14 protein-coding genes, 2 tRNA genes and 1 pseudogene are annotated in these 17,521 nt (G+C 64.5%); 11 read left to right on the top strand and 6 right to left on the bottom strand.

Annotated elements, in window-relative coordinates; translation table 11 throughout:
• Positions 1-56 precede the first annotated feature (56 nt).
• The 3 genes and pseudogenes from RX327_RS25425 (at position 57) to RX327_RS25415 (ending at position 3,941) form a co-directional block, all read left to right on the top strand.
• Positions 57-752: a DUF899 family protein gene (locus RX327_RS25425; protein ID WP_317247470.1), complete on the top strand. Its 696-nt coding sequence runs from the start codon at positions 57-59 to the stop codon at positions 750-752.
• A gap of 425 nt (positions 753-1,177) precedes the next feature.
• The gene (locus tag RX327_RS25420; RefSeq protein WP_410712079.1) at positions 1,178-2,320 is read left to right on the top strand and encodes a DUF2778 domain-containing protein; all 1,143 of its coding nucleotides are present in this window, start codon (positions 1,178-1,180) and stop codon (positions 2,318-2,320) included.
• A 123-nt stretch (positions 2,321-2,443) separates the two neighbouring features.
• Positions 2,444-3,941: pseudogene (locus tag RX327_RS25415) on the top strand (AMP nucleosidase).
• A gap of 23 nt (positions 3,942-3,964) precedes the next feature.
• Here RX327_RS25415 and RX327_RS25410 read toward each other — a convergent pair.
• Complete coding sequence (locus RX327_RS25410) at positions 3,965-4,558, bottom strand: cysteine hydrolase family protein (protein WP_317247469.1); 594 nt, start codon at positions 4,556-4,558, stop codon at positions 3,965-3,967.
• 117 nt (positions 4,559-4,675) lie between these two features.
• On the opposite strand from RX327_RS25410, the gene RX327_RS25405 reads away from it, so the two are divergent.
• From RX327_RS25405 to RX327_RS25380, 6 genes are all read left to right on the top strand, one after another.
• Positions 4,676-5,515 (top strand): LysR family transcriptional regulator, encoded by an 840-nt coding sequence (locus RX327_RS25405; RefSeq protein ID WP_317247468.1) that lies wholly within the window; start codon positions 4,676-4,678, stop codon positions 5,513-5,515.
• Positions 5,516-5,718: 203 nt separating this feature from the next.
• Positions 5,719-5,790: transfer RNA gene (locus RX327_RS25400), tRNA-Phe, on the top strand.
• A gap of 2 nt (positions 5,791-5,792) precedes the next feature.
• Positions 5,793-5,859, top strand: a tRNA-Ile gene (locus RX327_RS25395).
• 410 nt (positions 5,860-6,269) lie between these two features.
• The gene (locus RX327_RS25390) at positions 6,270-7,361 is read left to right on the top strand and encodes a slipin family protein (protein WP_050383299.1); all 1,092 of its coding nucleotides are present in this window, start codon (positions 6,270-6,272) and stop codon (positions 7,359-7,361) included.
• Positions 7,362-7,586: 225 nt separating this feature from the next.
• Complete coding sequence (locus RX327_RS25385) at positions 7,587-10,946, top strand: adenylate/guanylate cyclase domain-containing protein (RefSeq protein ID WP_028352347.1); 3,360 nt, start codon at positions 7,587-7,589, stop codon at positions 10,944-10,946.
• 281 nt (positions 10,947-11,227) lie between these two features.
• Complete coding sequence (locus RX327_RS25380; protein WP_244481753.1) at positions 11,228-12,022, top strand: Crp/Fnr family transcriptional regulator; 795 nt, start codon at positions 11,228-11,230, stop codon at positions 12,020-12,022.
• A gap of 6 nt (positions 12,023-12,028) precedes the next feature.
• Here the strand turns inward: RX327_RS25380 and RX327_RS25375 are convergent, their stop codons facing one another.
• From RX327_RS25375 to RX327_RS25360, 4 genes are all read right to left on the bottom strand, one after another.
• Positions 12,029-12,226 carry a hypothetical protein gene (locus RX327_RS25375; RefSeq protein ID WP_028336829.1) on the bottom strand — a complete coding sequence of 66 codons (198 nt, stop codon included), beginning with the start codon at positions 12,224-12,226 and terminating at the stop codon, positions 12,029-12,031.
• A 40-nt stretch (positions 12,227-12,266) separates the two neighbouring features.
• Entirely contained in the window at positions 12,267-12,482 is a 216-nt protein-coding gene (locus tag RX327_RS25370) for a hypothetical protein (RefSeq protein ID WP_028352345.1), read from the bottom strand.
• Positions 12,483-13,144: 662 nt separating this feature from the next.
• Positions 13,145-14,785, bottom strand: coding sequence for a chaperonin GroEL (gene groL / locus RX327_RS25365; protein ID WP_317247467.1), 1,641 nt, complete (start codon positions 14,783-14,785; stop codon positions 13,145-13,147).
• Positions 14,786-14,830: 45 nt separating this feature from the next.
• Positions 14,831-15,145 (bottom strand): co-chaperone GroES, encoded by a 315-nt coding sequence (locus RX327_RS25360; protein ID WP_025037205.1) that lies wholly within the window; start codon positions 15,143-15,145, stop codon positions 14,831-14,833.
• 395 nt (positions 15,146-15,540) lie between these two features.
• On the opposite strand from RX327_RS25360, the gene RX327_RS25355 reads away from it, so the two are divergent.
• A complete protein-coding gene (locus tag RX327_RS25355) occupies positions 15,541-15,831 on the top strand; it encodes an usg protein (protein WP_317247466.1) in 291 nt (96 codons plus the stop codon).
• A gap of 100 nt (positions 15,832-15,931) precedes the next feature.
• Positions 15,932-16,498 carry a cupin domain-containing protein gene (locus RX327_RS25350; RefSeq protein ID WP_317247465.1) on the top strand — a complete coding sequence of 189 codons (567 nt, stop codon included), beginning with the start codon at positions 15,932-15,934 and terminating at the stop codon, positions 16,496-16,498.
• 537 nt (positions 16,499-17,035) lie between these two features.
• Here the strand turns inward: RX327_RS25350 and RX327_RS25345 are convergent.
• Positions 17,036-17,470: a hypothetical protein gene (locus RX327_RS25345; protein WP_317247464.1), complete on the bottom strand. Its 435-nt coding sequence runs from the start codon at positions 17,468-17,470 to the stop codon at positions 17,036-17,038.
• Positions 17,471-17,521 lie beyond the last annotated feature (51 nt).

Below are 17,521 nucleotides of genomic sequence, written 5' to 3'. Positions count from 1 at the left end.
ATCGTCCGGGTCCGGGTCGTCTTCCAGACAGCCCGTCAACCATGCGAGGTTCCAACATGACCAGTTCCGTTCTCAAGCCTGCCGCCGAGCTCGCCACGACCAATGTCAGGCGCTTTCCCAATGAGAGCGCCGAGTATCGCAGCGCCCGCCAGGAATTGCTCGTCGAAGAGATCGAGCTGCGCCGGCATATCGAGCGCGTCGCCGCGCTGCGCCGCGCCTTGCCGCCGGGCGGCGAGGTGATCAAGCCCTATGAGTTCACCGGAGAAGCCGGTGCGGCATCGCTCGCCGATCTGTTCGGCAGCAAGCCGACGCTGATCGTCTACAGCTACATGTACGGCCCGCAGCGCGAGAAGCCGTGTCCGATGTGCACATCGTTCATGGGCACCTGGGAGGAGAAGCTGCCCGATATCGAGCAGCGCGTGTCGTTCGTGTTCGTGGCGCGCTCGCCGATCGCTCGATTGATCGAGGCGAAGAAGGCGCGCGGCTGGACGCGCCACAGGATCTACTCGGATGCGTCGGGCGACTACACGCGCGACTATGTCAGCAAGGATGACAGCGATCTGCCGGGATACAATGTCTTCACGCGCCACAACGGCACGATCCGTCATTTCTGGGCCGGCGAAATGGGGGCGGGCACGATGGACCCCGGCCAGGACCCGCGCGGCGCGCCGGACATGGATCCGCTCTGGACCTTGCTCGACACGACGCCTGAAGGGCGCGGCAAGGACTGGTATCCGAAGCTCAGCTACTGAGAGATGGTTTTTGCTCGATCCCCGCGCGATTACGGGGCGATCGGCAAGGAAATTCTCCCCTGAATATATTCCGGCATGCTGCGCTGGAGCGGCATGCCGGAATGTCCCATGATGGGACAGAAAAGCCGCTTTGGCGGTCCAATGTCATCTTAAAAAAGCCCTACGCCACAGGCACTTCCCGCGCTGCAGGGGATCGCATCCGGTTAAGTCGCATTTAACTAAAAGTCGCCTTAATGGCCGTCTGTGCCCCCGCGCGACGTTGAGCCGAACTCCGTTCGACCCCGCGTCGAGTGAGGGACAAAGGTGGACCTGTTTTGAGCGCCGGGCGTATGGGTACGAGTGCGAGTGCGTATGTTCTTGGGGCGCCAAGCCGCAAGAAATCCTCCCGAAAAATCCTCCCACAGCATTTCCTCGGCAGCGCCGCGGTGGCGGGGCTGGTGCTTGGCTGCGCCTGGACCGTCTACGCCAACATTTTTGCGGCGAGCGTCTATCCCTCCGTGGGCAATGCGTCGTTCGATGCGCCGGTGATCAAGCGGCCCGTCGCGGTCGCTGCGCGGCCGACGCCTGCCTTCAACGAGGTGTTCGCCTCCTTGACGCCGGCACCAGCGGCGCCCGCGAAGACCGAGGTCGCGAAGTCGGAAGCCGCGGCATCGTCGCTTATGTTTAACGATCGGTTTGCGGCCGCCTCGCCCGAGGGCGTCGCGTCCAGCGTCGTGGCTGACGCCGCATCGCAGATCGACCCGATCAAGCAGGCCGCTGCGCCAAAGGTCGCCGAAGCGGCGAGGGCGGTCGCCTCCGCGGAGCTCGCCGAGACATCGAAGCCGTTGCCGGCGCCGAAGTCGGTCGAGACCGCCAAGAAGCAGGCCGCCGCCAATCTGAAGGTGGCGCTCAACGATCCCGCTGCGGACGTTCAGCCCAAGGGGGCCGACAAGGCAGCCGAGGCGAAGCCTGCCGAGGCCAGGCAGGTGACCAAATCCGGCGGCGTTCGCGACATGGCCGCGCGCGCCAAGGCCGCGGTGATGTCGATCGCATCGAACGAACGGCAGACCATGGTCGAGAAGCTGTGGGGCAAGCGGGAGTCGAGCGGCGGATTGCTCTCCTTCGCTTCAGCCGATGCGAACGTGACCGGCAGCATTCCTTCGACGCTGGACCAGAACCCGATGTTCGGCGGCGCGCCGCCCTATGAGCGCGACACTGCGGTGTACGACATCACCGCCAAGGCGGTGTATCTGCCCGACGGTACCAAGCTCGAGGCGCATTCGGGCCTCGGCTCCAATCTCGACGATCCCAGGTCCTCGCACCTGAAGATGGTCGGCGTGACGCCGCCGCACATCTACACGCTGAAGCCGCGCGAGGCGCTGTTCCACGGCGTGCCGGCGCTGCGCCTGACCCCGATCGGCGGCGAGAGCGCGATCCACGGCCGTGACGGCCTGCTCGCGCACACTTTCATGCTCGGGCCGAACGGCGACTCCAACGGCTGCGTGTCGTTCAAGGACTATTACGCGTTCCTCGACGCCTACCGCAACAAGGGCATCCGCAAGCTCGCGGTGCTGGCGCGGATTCAGTAGGCAGAGCGGGCAGCGGCCCACCGCTGCGGCCTGATCGACGTCTGGAATTGGATGCCATAGTCGCTATACTGCACTGATCCAGAGCGAGTCCAAGCTCGGCAACGGATCTGGCGCAACGCGAACATGTCTCCCACACCCTCCATCGAAACCCCGCCGCCGATCACGACCGAAGCGTTCGTCGATGCCGCAGCCGCGGTTGTCCGTCTCGAAGAGATCTACGAGCGTAACACCGGCTTCCTGCGCAATCGTTTCGAGGCCTACGTCAACGGCGTGCCGTTCACGACGCGGGTGCGGGCGCATTATCCGTTCGTCCGCATCACGACCTCGTCACATGCGCGGCTCGAACTCGCGGCTTGCCTACGGCTTCGTCGCCGGGCCCGGCGTACATGAAACCAGCGTGACGCGGCCGGATCTGTTCCGCAGCTATCTCACCGAGCAGATCGGATTGCTGATCCAGAACCACGGCGTACCGGTCGAGATCGGCGAATCCACCGAGCCGATCCCGATCCACTTCGCCTATCGCCGCGACATCAACATCGAGGCGGCGCTGACCATCGCCGACAGTTCGGCGTTCACAAGGTCGCTGCGCGACATCTTCGATACGCCTGATCTCGCGACGATGGACGATGCGATTGCCGACGGCACCTTCGAGCTGCAGCCGGGGACGCCCAAGCCGCTGTCCCTGTTCCGCGCGGCCCGCATCGATTACTCGCTGCGCCGGCTCTATCACTACACCGGCACCGATTCCGAATATTTCCAGAACTTCGTGATCTTCACCAATTACCAGTTCTATGTCGACGCCTTCGCGCAGCTCTGCCAGCAGCGGCTTGCGTCGGGCGAGGCCGGTCTCGAGGCCTTCGTCGCGCCCGGCAATGTGACCACGCACAATGCGCGGCTCGGCGGCGGCACCACCGGGACCCCGTCCGAACGCGTACCGCAGATGCCGGCCTTCCATCTGGTCGCGCCGGGTTATCGCGGCATCACGCTGATCAACATCGGTACCGGTCCGTCCAATGCGCGCAACGTCACCGACCATGTGGCCGTGCTGCGGCCGCATGCCTGGCTCATGCTCGGCCATTGCGCGGGCCTGCGCAACACGCAGCGGCTCGGCGACTACGTGCTCGCGCATGGCTATGTGCGCGAGGACCATGTGCTCGACCGCGAGCTGCCGCTGTGGGTGCCGATTCCCGCGCTCGCCGAGATGCAGGTCGCGCTCGAGGAGGCGGTCGAGGATGTCACCGGGCTCGAAGGTTTCGAGCTGAAGCGCCTGATGCGCACGGGGACGGTGGCGAGCGTCGACAACCGCAACTGGGAGATTTCCGGGCCTGAAGTGATCCGCCGCCTGTCGCAATCGCGCGCGGTCGCGCTCGACATGGAATCCGCCGCCATCGCCGCCAACGGCTACCGCTTCCGCGTCCCCTATGGCACGCTGCTCTGCGTCTCGGACAAGCCGCTGCACGGCGAGATCAAGCTCGCCGGCATGGCCAGCGAATTCTACCGCCGCCGTGTCGGCCAGCATCTCGAGATCGGCCTGAAGGCGCTGGAGCGGCTCAAGCAGCAGGAATCGGAGCGCCTGCATTCGCGAAAGCTCCGCAGTTTCGCCGAAGTCGCGTTCCAGTAGCGCAACGCTGGGCGGAACGGCCCTCAGGCGAGCGCGTTGCCGCGGGCGATGATCGCGAAGCGGTCCGAGAGTTCGGCCAGCGCGACCTCGTGAATGGTCCGGGCGTCCAGCGTGCCGCCGCGGCCGTCGGGCAGGTCGCGGGTGGCGCAGGCGTCGGCCGCGATCGTCGTGCGCAGGCCGAGATCGAGCGCGGCGCGGGCGGTCGAGGAGACGCACATGTGGGTCATGAAGCCGGCCAGCACCAGCTCCTTGCGGCCGGTCGCGGCAAGCTGCGCGTTGAGGTCGGTGCCGGCGAATGCGTTCGGCAATTGCTTCTCGATCACGATCTCGCCCGGCCGCGGCGCCAGCGGCGCGACGATCGCGCCACGCTCCCCGCTGCGGTCGAACAGGCTGCCCGGCTGGCCCTTGTGCGCGATGTGGATGATCGCGACGCCGCTTTCCCGGGCGCGGGCGAGCAATGCCGTCGCGCGCGCAATCGCCGGGTTGGCGTCGGGCAGGGCCAGCGGACCGGCGCAATATTCGTTCTGGATGTCGATCAACACGAGGCAGCTGTCGCCGAGGCGGGGCGGGGTGAGGTCGATACCGGCAAGCTGCATCAATGTCTTGGCTGATGTCATGGTCGTTCTCCAGCGGATGTGCCCCCGAAAACATAGCCTGGGATCGGCCTGCTGTTATGCAGGGATATTGCAGCCGGTGGCTGCGTTATTGGCGGCCGCGCGATGTAGCCTGGCGCCATGAACTGGGACGACCTGCGCATCATCGCCGCGGTCAGGGACGAGGGCACCTATGCCGGCGCCAGCGCGCGGCTGCGCATCGACGAGACCACCGTCGGCCGCAGGCTGGCGCGGATCGAGCGCGCGCTCGGCCTGCGCCTGTTCGAGGCCGTCGATGGCGTCCGCAAGCCGACCCGGCAGTGCGACATGGTGCTCGCGCATATTGAGGCGATGGCCGCGCGTGCCGAGGAGATCGGCCGGATCGGCGAAAGCCTGCCCGGTCCGGTCGGGCGGCTGCGCATCGCCTCCACCAGCGCGATCGCCGAGGAGGTGCTGGCGCCGCGCGCAAGCGAATTCCTGCGCGCCCATCCGGGCCTGACGCTGCAGTTTCTGACCTCGAGCGACAATGTAAAATTCTCGCGCTGGGAGGCCGATCTCGCGATCCGCTTGCGCAAGCCCGACAAGGGCGACTTTGCGATCTCGAAGCTCGCCGAGGTCCGCTCGTATTTCTTCGAGCCGGCCACGACGACAGCCGGCGAAGCGATGCTGTGCGCCTATCCCGACGAGCTCGGAGGGATTCCGGAAATGCAGTTCCTGCGCGCGAAGCGGCTTCGCGCGCGCTGCGTCACCGACAATGTCCGCGTCATCCGCACCATGATCCAGTCGCATCAGGCCATCGGCGTGCTGCCCGAGCACAGCTGCGGGCCGCTGCTCGCCGACCGCAGCCTGCGCGCCACGCTGCTGCCGAGGCGCCGCGACGTCTGGCTCCTGGTGCAGAACCATCTGAAGCGCGATCCGGCGACGCGCGTGACGATCGAGTGGCTGCGCGCCTGCTTCCAGGATGCCGCGCAGAGGGGATGAGGTGCCCACGCAATGACGGGACCTGCTGCGACGCTTGGGTCACAGCACCGCCGCGTCATGAAAAATCACACGCAGCCCTCTTGCAACCCGGACGTGCTTCGTCTATTAGCCCGCTCCTTCGTTTCGGCCACGGGTTCGGGCTCGTTGAGATCCCGACCGGCGCGGGCCGCTTTGCGGTGTCGTGTTCCGCCGAAATGAAGATCGCGAGATGAAGCTCATGGGCGAGCGTCGGGGATGAAATCCCGAAGGTATCGGTTCGAATCCGGTCTCTCACAAAGGATAGCTCAGTTGGTTAGAGCAGGTGAATGATACTCATCGGGTCGCGGGTTCGATTCCCGCTCCAAGCGCTCCGTTTCAGCCTGTAAAGCTGATACCTCTGAAGGGGACCGGACGCGCGCTTCAGTCGCAGTCCGGCCGTCTCGCCACAAGGCTTTTCGTCCGAACATCGACACTGTGAGACCGGCTTTGCGCCGCGGTGGATACCGCTTGCGCTGATGCCGGGTGGCTCCGCACGGCCGCGCGACATTCGTCGCGCGAACGCGCGCGTGCGCCCGTCATCGCGTAAGCTCTAAGCCACGGCCCGCTTGGCTGACAGGAAGCCGCGTTCGCGTCCTCACGTCCTTTGCAAAATGAAACCCGCTCTCAGGCCCATGGGCCTGACGGCAAACGATGGAGGCGTGTCGTGACCCTGAAGAGGACCTGGCACTTCCTGACGACCAATTTGACGGTGAAGGATGGCGAGCGCGCGTTGCTGATGCGCGACGGCCGGCTCGAGCAGGTGCTCGCGCCCGGACGTCACCGCCTGTTCGATCCCCTGCATCAGCTCAAGGCCGAGCTGTTCAGCGTCGTGCGGACCGAATTCCCCGCGGATCGCTTCGCGGTGATCAAGGCCGCGCGCCCTGATCTGGCCGACGAGCTGTTCGAGGCGGTCGAGACCCGCGCGAACGAGATCGCGATCGTCAGCCTCGACGGCCGTCCCGTGCAGCTGATGACGCCCTGGCAGACGCGCGTGTACTGGAAGATCGCGACGTCGGTCGAGGTCGAGCGCATCGACGTCACCAGCGATCCCAGGGTCACGGCACGCCATCTCGCGATGATCCAGCCCAACCGGGCCGGCGTCATCACCGAGGCGGTGGTCGAGAACCACGAGGCCGGTCTGCTCACGGTCGAGGGCAAGCTGGTCGAGCGGCTCGCGCCCGGCCGGCACGCGTTCTGGATCGCGGGCCGCAAGATCGAGGTCAGGCGCCTCGATTTGCGTCCCCAGGCGGTCGAGATCACGGCGCAGGAGATGCTGACCAAGGATCGCATCGCGCTGCGCGTGACGCTGACCGCGTTCCGCCGGATCGTCGATCCCGAGCGGGTCGTGGCAACGGTGCCCGACGTGGATGCGTGGCTGTACCGCCTGGTGCAGTTCGCGATCCGCGAGGCGGTGGCTGGCCGCACGCTGGACGAGGTGCTGTCTGCGAAGACGGCGCTCGATACGGAGCTTCGCGACTTCGTCCGCGATCGTGTCGCGGACGGCGGCGTCGAGGTCACCGAGCTCGGCGTGAAGGACGTGATCCTGCCCGGCGAGATCCGCGAGCTGGTCAACAAGGTGGTGGAGGCGGAGCGGGTGGCGAAGGCCAACCTGATCCGCCGCCAGGAGGAGACCGCGGCGACGCGTTCGCTCCTGAACACCGCCAGGCTGATGGAGGAGAACCCTCTGCTGCTGCGGCTCAAGGAGCTGGAGTCGCTCGAGCGTCTGGTCGAGAAGGTCGGCCGCATCGACCTGCATGCGGGCGAGGGCCAGGGCCTCGATGCGCTGCTGACCAAGCTGGTGCGTCTCAAGGCGCCCGAGAGCGCGTAAGACAGGAAGGGCCGCCCACGGGCGGCCCTTCGACTTTTTCGCCGGGACGGACCGCCGGCACTCGTACGAATGTTAGCGTGCAGACGGCTGTAATGGGACACCGCCACGGCACAATTCGCATGTCCTGCGCCACGTCGCAAAACAGAGGTGCCACTCCGGTCAGATTGCGATAACGTTCGTGTACCGTGGTCCATTCGGCCAGCCGTCAACCCGCCGGTGAAGCCAGTGCAGCAGATTGCGGAATGGCTCGAGAAGCTGGGACTTGGGCAATACGCGCTGCGTTTTGCCGAGAATGGGATCGACCTCGGCGTTCTTCCCGAATTGACGGATGAAGACTTCGACAGGCTCGGCGTCCTGCTCGGCCATCGCCGCAAGATGCTGCGCGCGATCGCCGATCTCAATCAAGCCGGACTGATCGCCGCGCCGGTTTCACCGCACGATGCCGAGCGCCGCCACCTCACTGTGATGTTCTGCGACCTGGTCGGCTCGACGGCGTTATCGGCACGTCTCGATCCCGAGGACATGTGGGAGGTGATCCGCGCCTATCGCGCAGCCTGTGCGCAGGTGATCACGACATACGACGGCGCCGTTGCCAGATTTATCGGCGACGGGATCCTTGCTTATTTCGGCTATCCCCGCGCCCACGAGGATGATGCGGAGCGCGCGGTGCGCGCCGGCCTCGACGTCATCGCCGCAATCGGCAAGCTCGAGACCCGCGCGAAAGAGGGAGTTGCGGTGCGGATCGCGATCGCGAGCGGGCTCGTCGTGGTCGGCGACCTCGTCTCCGGCGGCGCGTCGGAGGAGCAGGCGCTGGTCGGCGATGCACCGAACATCGCGGCGCGGCTGCAAAGCCTGGCGGAACCGGGCGTGGTCGTCGTGGCTGCCTCGACCCGCCGGCTGCTCGGCAACCTGTTCACGCTGCGCAACCTCGGCCGCCGCGAGGTCAAGGGCATCTCCGAGCCGATCGCGGTGTGGGCCGTCGAAGGCGAGCCGGCATCGGAAAGCCGTTTCGAGGCGGTGCGCACCGCGCGCTCGATCGGCTTCGTCGGCCGCAAGGCGGAGATCGAATTTGCGCTGTCGCGCCAGCAACTGGCGTGGCAAGGCCAGGGCCAGGCGGTGCTGATATCGGGCGAAGCGGGTATCGGCAAATCGCGCATCGTGGCGATGCTCTCCGACAGCCTGGCGCCCGGGGCACACCGCCGTGTGCGGTATCAATGCTCGCCCTATCACACCAACAGCGCGCTGCACCCCTTTGTCGCCCAGCTCGAGCGTGCCGCCGGCATCAGGTCGGAAGATGCGCCGGAGCAGAAGCTGGACAAGCTCGAAGCCATGCTGGCGCTCGGCACGCAGCACGTGCCCAGCGTGACACCGCTGATCGCGGCGCTGCTGTCGATCCCGACCGGCGACCGCTATCCGCCGCTCGGCCTCAGCCCGGCGCAGCAGCGGCGGCAGACATTCGCAGCGCTGCTCGACCAGCTCGAAGGCCTCGCCCGGCAGCAGCCGGTGCTTGTCGTCTGCGAAGACGTGCATTGGGCCGATGCCACGTCGCTCGAACTGCTCGACCTCGCGGTCGACCGGATCAGGGGGCTGCCGATCCTCATGCTCATGACGTTCAGGCCGGAGTTCGAGCCGCCATGGGCCGGGCTCGCCAATGTCAGCCTGCTGCGGCTCGATCGGCTCGACCGGCAGGATACGCGCGCGCTGATCGAGCAGGTGACCGTCGGCCGGTTGCTGCCCGGCGAGATGATGGCGCAGATCATCGAGCGGACGGATGGTGTCCCGCTGTTCGTCGAGGAGCTGACCAAGATGGTCATGGAGTCGGGGCTGCTGGTCGAGAATGCCGGGCGCTATCGCCTCGACAATCCGCTGCCGCCGCTGGCGATCCCGGCGACGCTGCAGGACTCGCTGATGGCACGGCTCGACCGGCTGGCGCCGGTCAAGGAGGTGGCGCAGATCGGTGCGGCGATCGGCCGCGAGTTCTCATATGCGCTGCTGCGCAGCGTGGCCGGGCGCGATGATCTGACGCTTGGCGCGGCGCTTGCCCAGCTCGAAGAGGCCGAGCTGCTGCTGCGCCGGGGCGTGCCGCCGGACGCAAGCTACAGTTTCAAGCACGCGCTGGTCCAGGAAGCGGCTTACGAGAGCCTGCTCAAGAGCCGCCGGCAGTTGCTTCACAAGCATATCGGCGATGTGTTGCGCGACAAGTTTGCCGAGATGGCCGAGATCGAGCCGGAAGTCGTCGCCTACCATTTCACCGAGGCAGGGCTCGGCGAGACCGCGCTGGCGTGGTGGCGCAAGGCCGGTCAGCAGGCGCTGAAGCGCTCGGCCTATTGCGAGGCGATCGCGCATCTCGGCAAGGCGGTCGCCATCGCCGATGAGCTGCCCGACGAGCCGGATCGGATGATCGGCCGGCTCCATCTGCAAATCGCCTACGGCCGCGCGCTGCGGGGCAGTCTCGGGCACAGCGCCCCCGAGACGGTCGCCGCCTGGACGCGCGCCCGGCAGTTCGCCTCCGACATCGATGATCCGATCGAACTGGCGCCGATCCAGTCGGGTCTCTTCAACGCCTGCTTGACCCACGGCGAGCTCGCGCCGATGCGGGAACTGGCGGAGGCGATCATGGGCGCAGCGGAGCGGCATCCGGATTCGCCGGTGGCGACCATCGTCGCGCGCTGGGCCAGCGGGGTAACCTCCTGGTTCGCGGGCGAGTACCTGAACGCGGGCATCCATCTCGAGCAGGCCTTCGCGGCCTATGCGACCGAGCCGGATCCGGCAACCTTCAAGTCGTCGACGCTCGACTTGCCGTTCGTCATCATGAGATTTCTCGCCCTGGTGCTTTGGCCGCGCGGCGAAATCGATCGGGCCCGGCAGCTCGCGGGCGCCGCGGTGGACGTCGGAAAACAGCGCGCGCTCGCGCGCGCCAATGCGCTAGTTCACAAGGCCGTCTTCGACGGGCTGTGCGGCAGCAGGTTGCGCCAGACCGAGACGATCCTGGCCCTGGGCCTGGCGCGGGACCACACGATGCCGTTGTATGTCGCCGCCGGCACCTATCTCAATGGTCTGGAGAAGTGGCGTGCCGGCGATCGCGCCGCAGGTCTCGCGGAGATGCAGCGTGGCTGGTCGTTGCTTCACGAGAACGACTGCTACCTCTGTGAACCGTTCTGGGGATTACAGATTGCCGTGGCCAATGCGGAGGCCGGGCATGTCGATGCCGGGCTCGACATCATCAATGAGCTGATCGAGGCGACGGAGCAGTCCGGGCAGCACTGGCTCGATGCCGAGCTGTACCGCGTGCAGGGTGGGCTGCTGTCGCGTCGTCACAGCCCCGACATTTCAGGCGCGGAGGATGCGTTCCATCGCGCCCTCGAGATCGCGCGAAGGCAGCAGACCAGGACGTTCGAATTGCGCAGCGCGCTGGGACTTGCACGTCTTTACAGCCGCAGCGGCCGGGCAGAGGAGATATCTCAATTGCTGGCGCCGGTGCTCGCCGGTTTCGATTCGGCGCTCGATCTTGCCGAGGTCAAGGACGCGCAGGAACTGCTCACGCAGGCGCGTCGGTGGCCGGACCACCACTCGCGCGCATCGTGACGGGTGCCGCAGCGGAGCGGTCACACCGCGTCCGCCCACCTTCCTGCGCCCGCGCAAGTGGTGAAAGAGCAGGCTCGGATGTCGCGCAAGACGCTAGCGGTGCGAAACTGGAGCTGTTGGGTTCCCGAAGTTCTACGGTGCGACGATGCGCATTTTGCTATTGCGTCCGCTGGCGCATTTGCATCTACTTTAAAAACGCCGCTGCGGAGAATTCCGCCTTGCGGTCAAGCGTTTGGAATTTGTTTTTCATCCTGTGTTTGAGTGAGTATGCTGTGCGACCCTTGACGTTCCCGCAGGTGAGCATTTCCGGTGGAACTTGTAATCGCCTTCTCGCGACATTGTCGCCGGCGGATCTGGACCTCCTGAGACCCGAACTTGAGACCGTTGCGCTCGAACAGGATGCAGTCCTGGCGCGCGCCGGTGACGAGATCGACTACGTCTTCTTTCCTCACAGCGGCGCGATCCTGTTGATGATCGACATGGCGGATGGGCAGACGGTCGCGACCGGTGTGGTCGGATGCGAAGGGGCCGTGGGCAGTCTTTCGGTTCTCGGAGCCTCGCCGTCAGGCATTACCGCCGTCGTTCGTGCGGCTGGTACCGCTTCGCGGGTCCCGGCGGCGCGCTTTCATGCCGCTTTCGGCCGCAGTCCGGGGATTCGGCAGGCGATCCAGAAGCACGTCAGATCGATGCTGATCCAGTTTCAGCTCGGCTCCGCGTGCAATGCGCTCCACCCGGTCGAGGCGCGGATGGCGCGCTGGCTGCTTCAACTTCGCGACCGCGTCGACAGCGACGTCCTCCCGCTGACCCAGCAAGCGCTGTCGCAAATCCTCGGCGTACGACGAACGACGGTGACCTTGCTGATGGGTAATCTGCGCAAGCGCGGAGCGATCAGGTCAGATCAGCGAGGCCAGATCGAGATCGACCGGGCGCGGCTATTGGCGGCGGCGTGCGAATGCCATCGCGTCATGCGTCTCGAGGCCGAGGAGATCTTCTCGGGTAGCAAGATTCGAACGCGAGGAATGGCGCCGGCCAACGATCCGCGCATCCCGGAAATCGAGGCTGATGACGCCGTGTAAGCGCGTTCAGCTTCCTGGCCGCCGATCAAGCTCCCGCGTGGGGGAGGATACCCTTTCGAGCTTCGCAATCTCGCGCAGCACCTTTGCGGTCTCGCGCAACTCATTGCGCTTCGGGCCGGGCTTCAGCCGTCGTGCCTCATCGAGAAAGTCCTTGGCCTGCAGCAGCCAGGCAGACGTTTCGGTCGAGATCTGTACCTGCGCCATGGTGTCCCTCCATCGCGGTCGTCAAAAGTGGTGGCCATTTTCAGGCCGGTGAACCGCCGCCGCGGCGTCGCCGCACGCGGATGCTCGGCTCATCGACCCAGGCGTCCCGCGCAAACCAGGCGTGATCCGCGCGGCAAAATGGACAGGGCGTGCGCGAGAAGAACACGGTACTGCGTCGAAAGCTCTCGCGATCGGTTTTGATTCCGGTGGAAATCGCGTGTCCGGTTTGCGGACATCTGACCATCACCATGCCCATGAGCGCCTCCCTCCCATATTGCCTTTTGCTTTTTGCCGTTTGCCTTGCAGAATAGTCCGGCCGGTTGGATTGGCCCCAGATCGGTGCGCGGGGTAGTTGGGGGGGCATCGCGCACCTGCGGCGGTTGACGGAGCATCGGGCAGTGGGGGCTGCATGCTCTCGTCACGGGGCTTCTTCCAACCGGCCAGGTCCCTCCTTGAACGAATCCTCGATGTGACTTCAACGCCGCTTCTTCAGGCGGCTCGGCTGAGAACCTTGTCGCTTTCGCTCACTGCACTGCCTCCCTCGCAAGTGAACGCATTCTCCGCAACGCTTGCTCGCGTCACGGGAGCTGACGCTCCGTGCTCAATTCAGATTTTTGAGTGAACTTCGATCTCGTCCCGAGCTTACTGTGCGGGACGCTGACGACACTGTCGGTTCGGTTTGCGACTCTCGCACGAAATTTTTTTTGAAATTGTCAACTCAGACCAACGTATATTTACGGAGAGTGTTGTGCATAACGTGCATGCTGTGAGCAGCGTAAGGCTCTGCATCAGTGCGAGGTTGTGGACGTATTCGCATCGGCCGCGCTGCGGTAAGTCGCCCGGCGAGCCTGCCACAAACAAAAACCCCGGCATCGCTGCCGGGGTTTTGCATTTCGTAGATTGCCTTGGATGGCTGGATTAGAAGTCCATGCCGCCCATGCCGCCGCCCGGGGGCATCGCGGGGCCGGCGGCGCCCTTCTTCGGCAGCTCGGCGACCATGGCTTCCGTGGTGATCAGCAGAGCCGCAACCGAGGCTGCGTTCTGGATCGCGGTGCGGACCACCTTGGTCGGGTCGATGATGCCCTTCTTGACGAGGTCGGCATATTCGCCGGTCTGGGAGTCGAAGCCGTAATTGTAGGCCTTGTTCTCCAGGATCTTGCCGACGATCACCGAGCCGTCTTCACCGGCGTTGATCGCGATCTGGCGAGCGGGAGCCGACAGCGCCTTGCGCACGATCTCGACGCCGGTCTTCTGGTCGTCGTTCTTGGTGCGCAGGCCCTTGAGCTGCTCGGAGGCACGGAGCAGGGCGACGCCGCCGCCCGGGACGATGCCTTCCTCGACAGCCGCGCGGGTCGCATGCATCGCGTCATCAACGCGATCCTTGCGCTCCTTCACCTCGACCTCGGTCGCGCCGCCGACGCGGATCACCGCGACGCCGCCTGCGAGCTTGGCGAGACGCTCCTGGAGCTTCTCACGGTCGTAGTCCGAGGTGGTCTCCTCGATCTGCGCCTTGATCTGGGCCACGCGCGCCTCGATGTCGGCCTTCTTGCCGGCGCCGTTGACGATCGTGGTGTTCTCCTTGTCGATCATCACCTTCTTGGCGCGACCGAGCATGTTGAGCGTGACGTTCTCGAGCTTGATGCCGAGATCTTCCGAGATCGCCTGGCCGCCGGTCAGGATCGCGATGTCCTGCAGCATGGCCTTGCGGCGATCGCCGAAGCCCGGAGCCTTGACGGCCGCGACCTTCAGGCCGCCACGCAGGCGGTTCACGACGAGCGTGGCCAGGGCTTCGCCTTCGACGTCCTCGGCGACGATGACCAGCGGCTTGCCGGTCTGCACCACGGCCTCGAGCAGCGGCAGCAGCTCGTTCAGCGAGGAGAGCTTCTTCTCGTTGATGAGGATGTAGGCGTCGTCCATCTCAACGCGCATCTTGTCGGCGTTGGTGACGAAGTAGGGCGAGATGTAGCCGCGGTCGAACTGCATGCCCTCGACGACGTCGAGCTCGGTCTCGAGCGACTTGGCTTCCTCGACGGTGATGACACCCTCGTTGCCGACCTTCTTCATGGCGTCGGAGAGGAACTTGCCGATCTCCTGGTCGCCGTTGGCCGAGATGGTGCCGACCTGGGCGATCTCGTCGTTCGAGGTGACCTTCTTGGAGTTCTTCTGGAGGTCCGCAACGACAGCCTCGACCGCGAGGTCGATACCGCGCTTGAGGTCCATCGGGTTCATGCCGGCGGCGACCGACTTGGCGCCTTCCTTCACGATCGCCTGGGCCAGCACGGTGGCGGTGGTGGTGCCGTCGCCGGCCGCGTCAGCGGACTTGGAGGCGACTTCGCGCACCATCTGGGCGCCCATGTTCTCGAACTTGTCCTCGAGCTCGATCTCCTTGGCGACGGTGACGCCGTCCTTGGTGATGCGGGGAGCGCCGAACGACTTGTCGAGCACGACGTTGCGGCCCTTCGGGCCGAGCGTGACCTTCACCGCGTTGGCGAGGATGTCGACGCCGCGCAGCATCTTGTCGCGCGCATCAACCGAGAATTTGACTTCTTTGGCTGCCATCTGGATCTTTCCTTGGAATGATTTGACTGGAGGGAGAGGGGGCTCTTAGGCCGCCTTCTTCTTGGACTCGCTGACTTCGAGAACGCCCATCACGTCGCTCTCCTTCATGATCAGCAGGTCCTGGCCGTCGATCTTGACCTCGGTGCCGGACCACTTGCCGAACAGCACGCGGTCGCCGACCTTCAGGTCGATCGGGATCAGCTTGCCGGCTTCGTCGCGGCCACCCGGGCCAACGGCGACGACTTCGCCCTGGGAGGGCTTTTCCTTGGCAGTGTCGGGAATGATGATGCCGCCAGCGGTCTTCTCTTCTGCGTCGATGCGCTTGACCACGACGCGGTCGTGAAGCGGACGGAATTTCATGCAGTCCTCCTAAGCAATTGTAGATGCTGTAGATTTTTGGAGAGTTAGCAGTCCAGTCCAGCGAGTGCCAGACTGGTTGGGCAGGAGATAGGCCAAGCCTTGGCGGCGGGCAAGTGCCTCTAGCAGAAAAATTGGCACTCGTGAGTGCGGTCTGCCAGAAGGATGCCGAGATCATTTCGGCATCCTTAATGCCGCCCGAGAGGGGGCGCCGGGGCTATTAGCAGATGCGGTAAGCTGCTGCCAACGCAAGAAATTTCAACAACCTATTAAACATTTAGGCTTGAGATGGGTTAGTCGCGTGCGTCACATTTCTCTCATGTGAGCGCATCCATTGCCGGTGGTCCGGCGGGGGAGGTCGGCCACCACGTGAATGCGCTCCGTCACAGGAGGTTGGCATGGTCTCGCGAGTTGGTGGGGTCGTTTCCGAGGATTTCCGGAAACAGATGCTGGGCTACGGACTGACGACGGCGCAAATTCTCTATCGGATGCCGGATCATCCTTCGCTGCTCCAGACCTACGTCTGGCAGAACTACGACATGTTTCCGAAATTTCCGGCGCTGAAGGATTTCCTGGCGTTCTGGCAGGAAAAGCTCGACGGCCCCCTGCATTCGGTCACGGTGGCGCATTCCAAGCTGATCAAGCCGGCCGAGCTGCGCGCCGTGGATGGCGTGTTCCGGCTGCATTGAGCGGGCAAGGGGGCAAAAGCGCGCTGTGCGCCTTTGCTCGCCTCGCGGCGCGCGACTTGTGTTAGCCTCTCTCCGTCACAAAAAGACGGGAGGCGAAACAATGGCCAAGAAGACGGCATCAAGATCGGCAGCCAAGACCGCAGTGAAGAAGAAATGGTCGGGGCTCGGCGCCGGCACCAGGAAATCGTCCGCGAAATCGTCCGCGCGCAAGACCATTAAGTCGAAAGGCCGCGTCCCGGCGGCGAAGAAGAGCGCGCCGAAACCTGCGACCAAGGCGCGGCCGAAACAGCGCGTTGCGATCAGCCATCACCGCGAAGACGACTTCAAGGCCGACGGGCTGCGCGCTTACGCCAAGTACCGCGACCTCGGCATCGCTGCCGCCTCGCATGGCCTCGCGCAGGCGCACGTCATCCGGCTTCAGGGACCGTGCAACCCCGATGAAGTGTCGAAGTTGCACTATCACGACGTCGAATTCCAGATGGTCTACGTGCTCAAGGGCTGGGTGAAGACCTATATGGACGGGCAGGGCGAGACCCTGATGAAGCAAGGCAGCGCCTGGACGCAGCCGCCGAAGATCAGGCACATGATCCTGGATTATTCGGACGACGTGGAGTTGCTTGAGGTGATCCTGCCGGCGGAGTTCAAGACGGTGGAGTTGAAGACGTAGGCTTTTCGCGGCCGTCATGGCCGGGCTTGACCCGCCATCCATCCTGCTTCGAAAGATTCTCCTTGGCCGGTGGATGGCCGGGACATAGGCGAGCGGAAGCGACGCCGTCCTTCGGACGGCTATGCCCGGCCATGACGACCTGGTCGAAATTACGTAGCCCGGATGCAGCGAAGCGAAATCCGGGGCTTCCATACGCGGCCGAACCGTCCCGGATTGCGCTGCGCTGCATCCGGGCTACTGCGGCTACGGCTGCGTCAGCATCCCCACGATCGCGCCCATCAGGCAGGTCGTCAGCGTGCCCGAGACGATCGACTTCAGCCCGAGCGCGTTGATCTCGTCGCGTCGTACACAGCGCGTCCGGAGAACGTCCCGAAGGGCGGACGCCTCGTCCGCAACATCTATTGGAACGACTCAGAAATCCATGCCACTCGCCAAGACGATTGACCAATCCGCGTGATTGTTGCCGCTTGCGCCGAAGGAGTGCAGGGGCCGGAGATTGCTACTGCTCCTGACACGGCATGATGCCTGCTACGGGTCTTAGTTGAGCGCTTTGCGAAGATCGATTTTGTTGCCGCCGATGAATGAGGTGGGGCTATTCTGTGCAAGCATCAAAACAAAACTGCGGGAAAGAACAGAATTAATCCGAAAGACATTTTGAGTGAAAAAGGCTTCCCCAATGTGCATTTCGTTTTCGGCAATCGTTTTGCTTTTGCCGGCCTTCAAATTGCCGAATGCAATCACGTCCTCCTTTAGGTTTTTGACCGGTTGGCTGTTGTACCTACGTGAGAAGCACGTCAACCAAAACCATCGAAGAATCTCTTTTCTCTGCGCATTGCTGATCCGATGCTGCTTGTTCTCATCGTTTGCAAAAAATACAGCGAGCGGAACTAGCATATTGTCATAGGGCAGGGTCCCAGACAAACCCGCGTTGAAAGTTTGGAACGCGCATCCTGCCTGAGAGCAGTTCTTCAATAATTTTCCGGATGTTTATCGGTTCGGACACGGCCCACCCCAAAAACGCGC

This window comes from Bradyrhizobium sp. BEA-2-5, from assembly GCF_032918025.1.
Classification (GTDB): domain Bacteria; phylum Pseudomonadota; class Alphaproteobacteria; order Rhizobiales; family Xanthobacteraceae; genus Bradyrhizobium; species Bradyrhizobium pachyrhizi.
This window is presented reverse-complemented; position numbering and strand designations above follow the sequence as displayed.

Coding starts and splice junctions, on each gene's coding strand:
- RX327_RS25360 (WP_025037205.1), bottom strand. CDS start 15,145: ATGAAATTCCGTCCGCTTCACGACCGCGTCGTGGTCAAGCGCATCGAC.
- RX327_RS25390 (WP_050383299.1), top strand. CDS start 6,270: ATGCGCGACGGCCGGCTCGAGCAGGTGCTCGCGCCCGGACGTCACCGC.
- RX327_RS25350 (WP_317247465.1), top strand. CDS start 15,932: ATGGCCAAGAAGACGGCATCAAGATCGGCAGCCAAGACCGCAGTGAAG.
- RX327_RS25375 (WP_028336829.1), bottom strand. CDS start 12,226: ATGGCGCAGGTACAGATCTCGACCGAAACGTCTGCCTGGCTGCTGCAG.
- RX327_RS25425 (WP_317247470.1), top strand. CDS start 57: ATGACCAGTTCCGTTCTCAAGCCTGCCGCCGAGCTCGCCACGACCAAT.
- RX327_RS25355 (WP_317247466.1), top strand. CDS start 15,541: ATGGTCTCGCGAGTTGGTGGGGTCGTTTCCGAGGATTTCCGGAAACAG.
- groL (WP_317247467.1), bottom strand. CDS start 14,785: ATGGCAGCCAAAGAAGTCAAATTCTCGGTTGATGCGCGCGACAAGATG.
- RX327_RS25410 (WP_317247469.1), bottom strand. CDS start 4,558: ATGACATCAGCCAAGACATTGATGCAGCTTGCCGGTATCGACCTCACC.
- RX327_RS25405 (WP_317247468.1), top strand. CDS start 4,676: ATGAACTGGGACGACCTGCGCATCATCGCCGCGGTCAGGGACGAGGGC.
- RX327_RS25370 (WP_028352345.1), bottom strand. CDS start 12,482: ATGGGCATGGTGATGGTCAGATGTCCGCAAACCGGACACGCGATTTCC.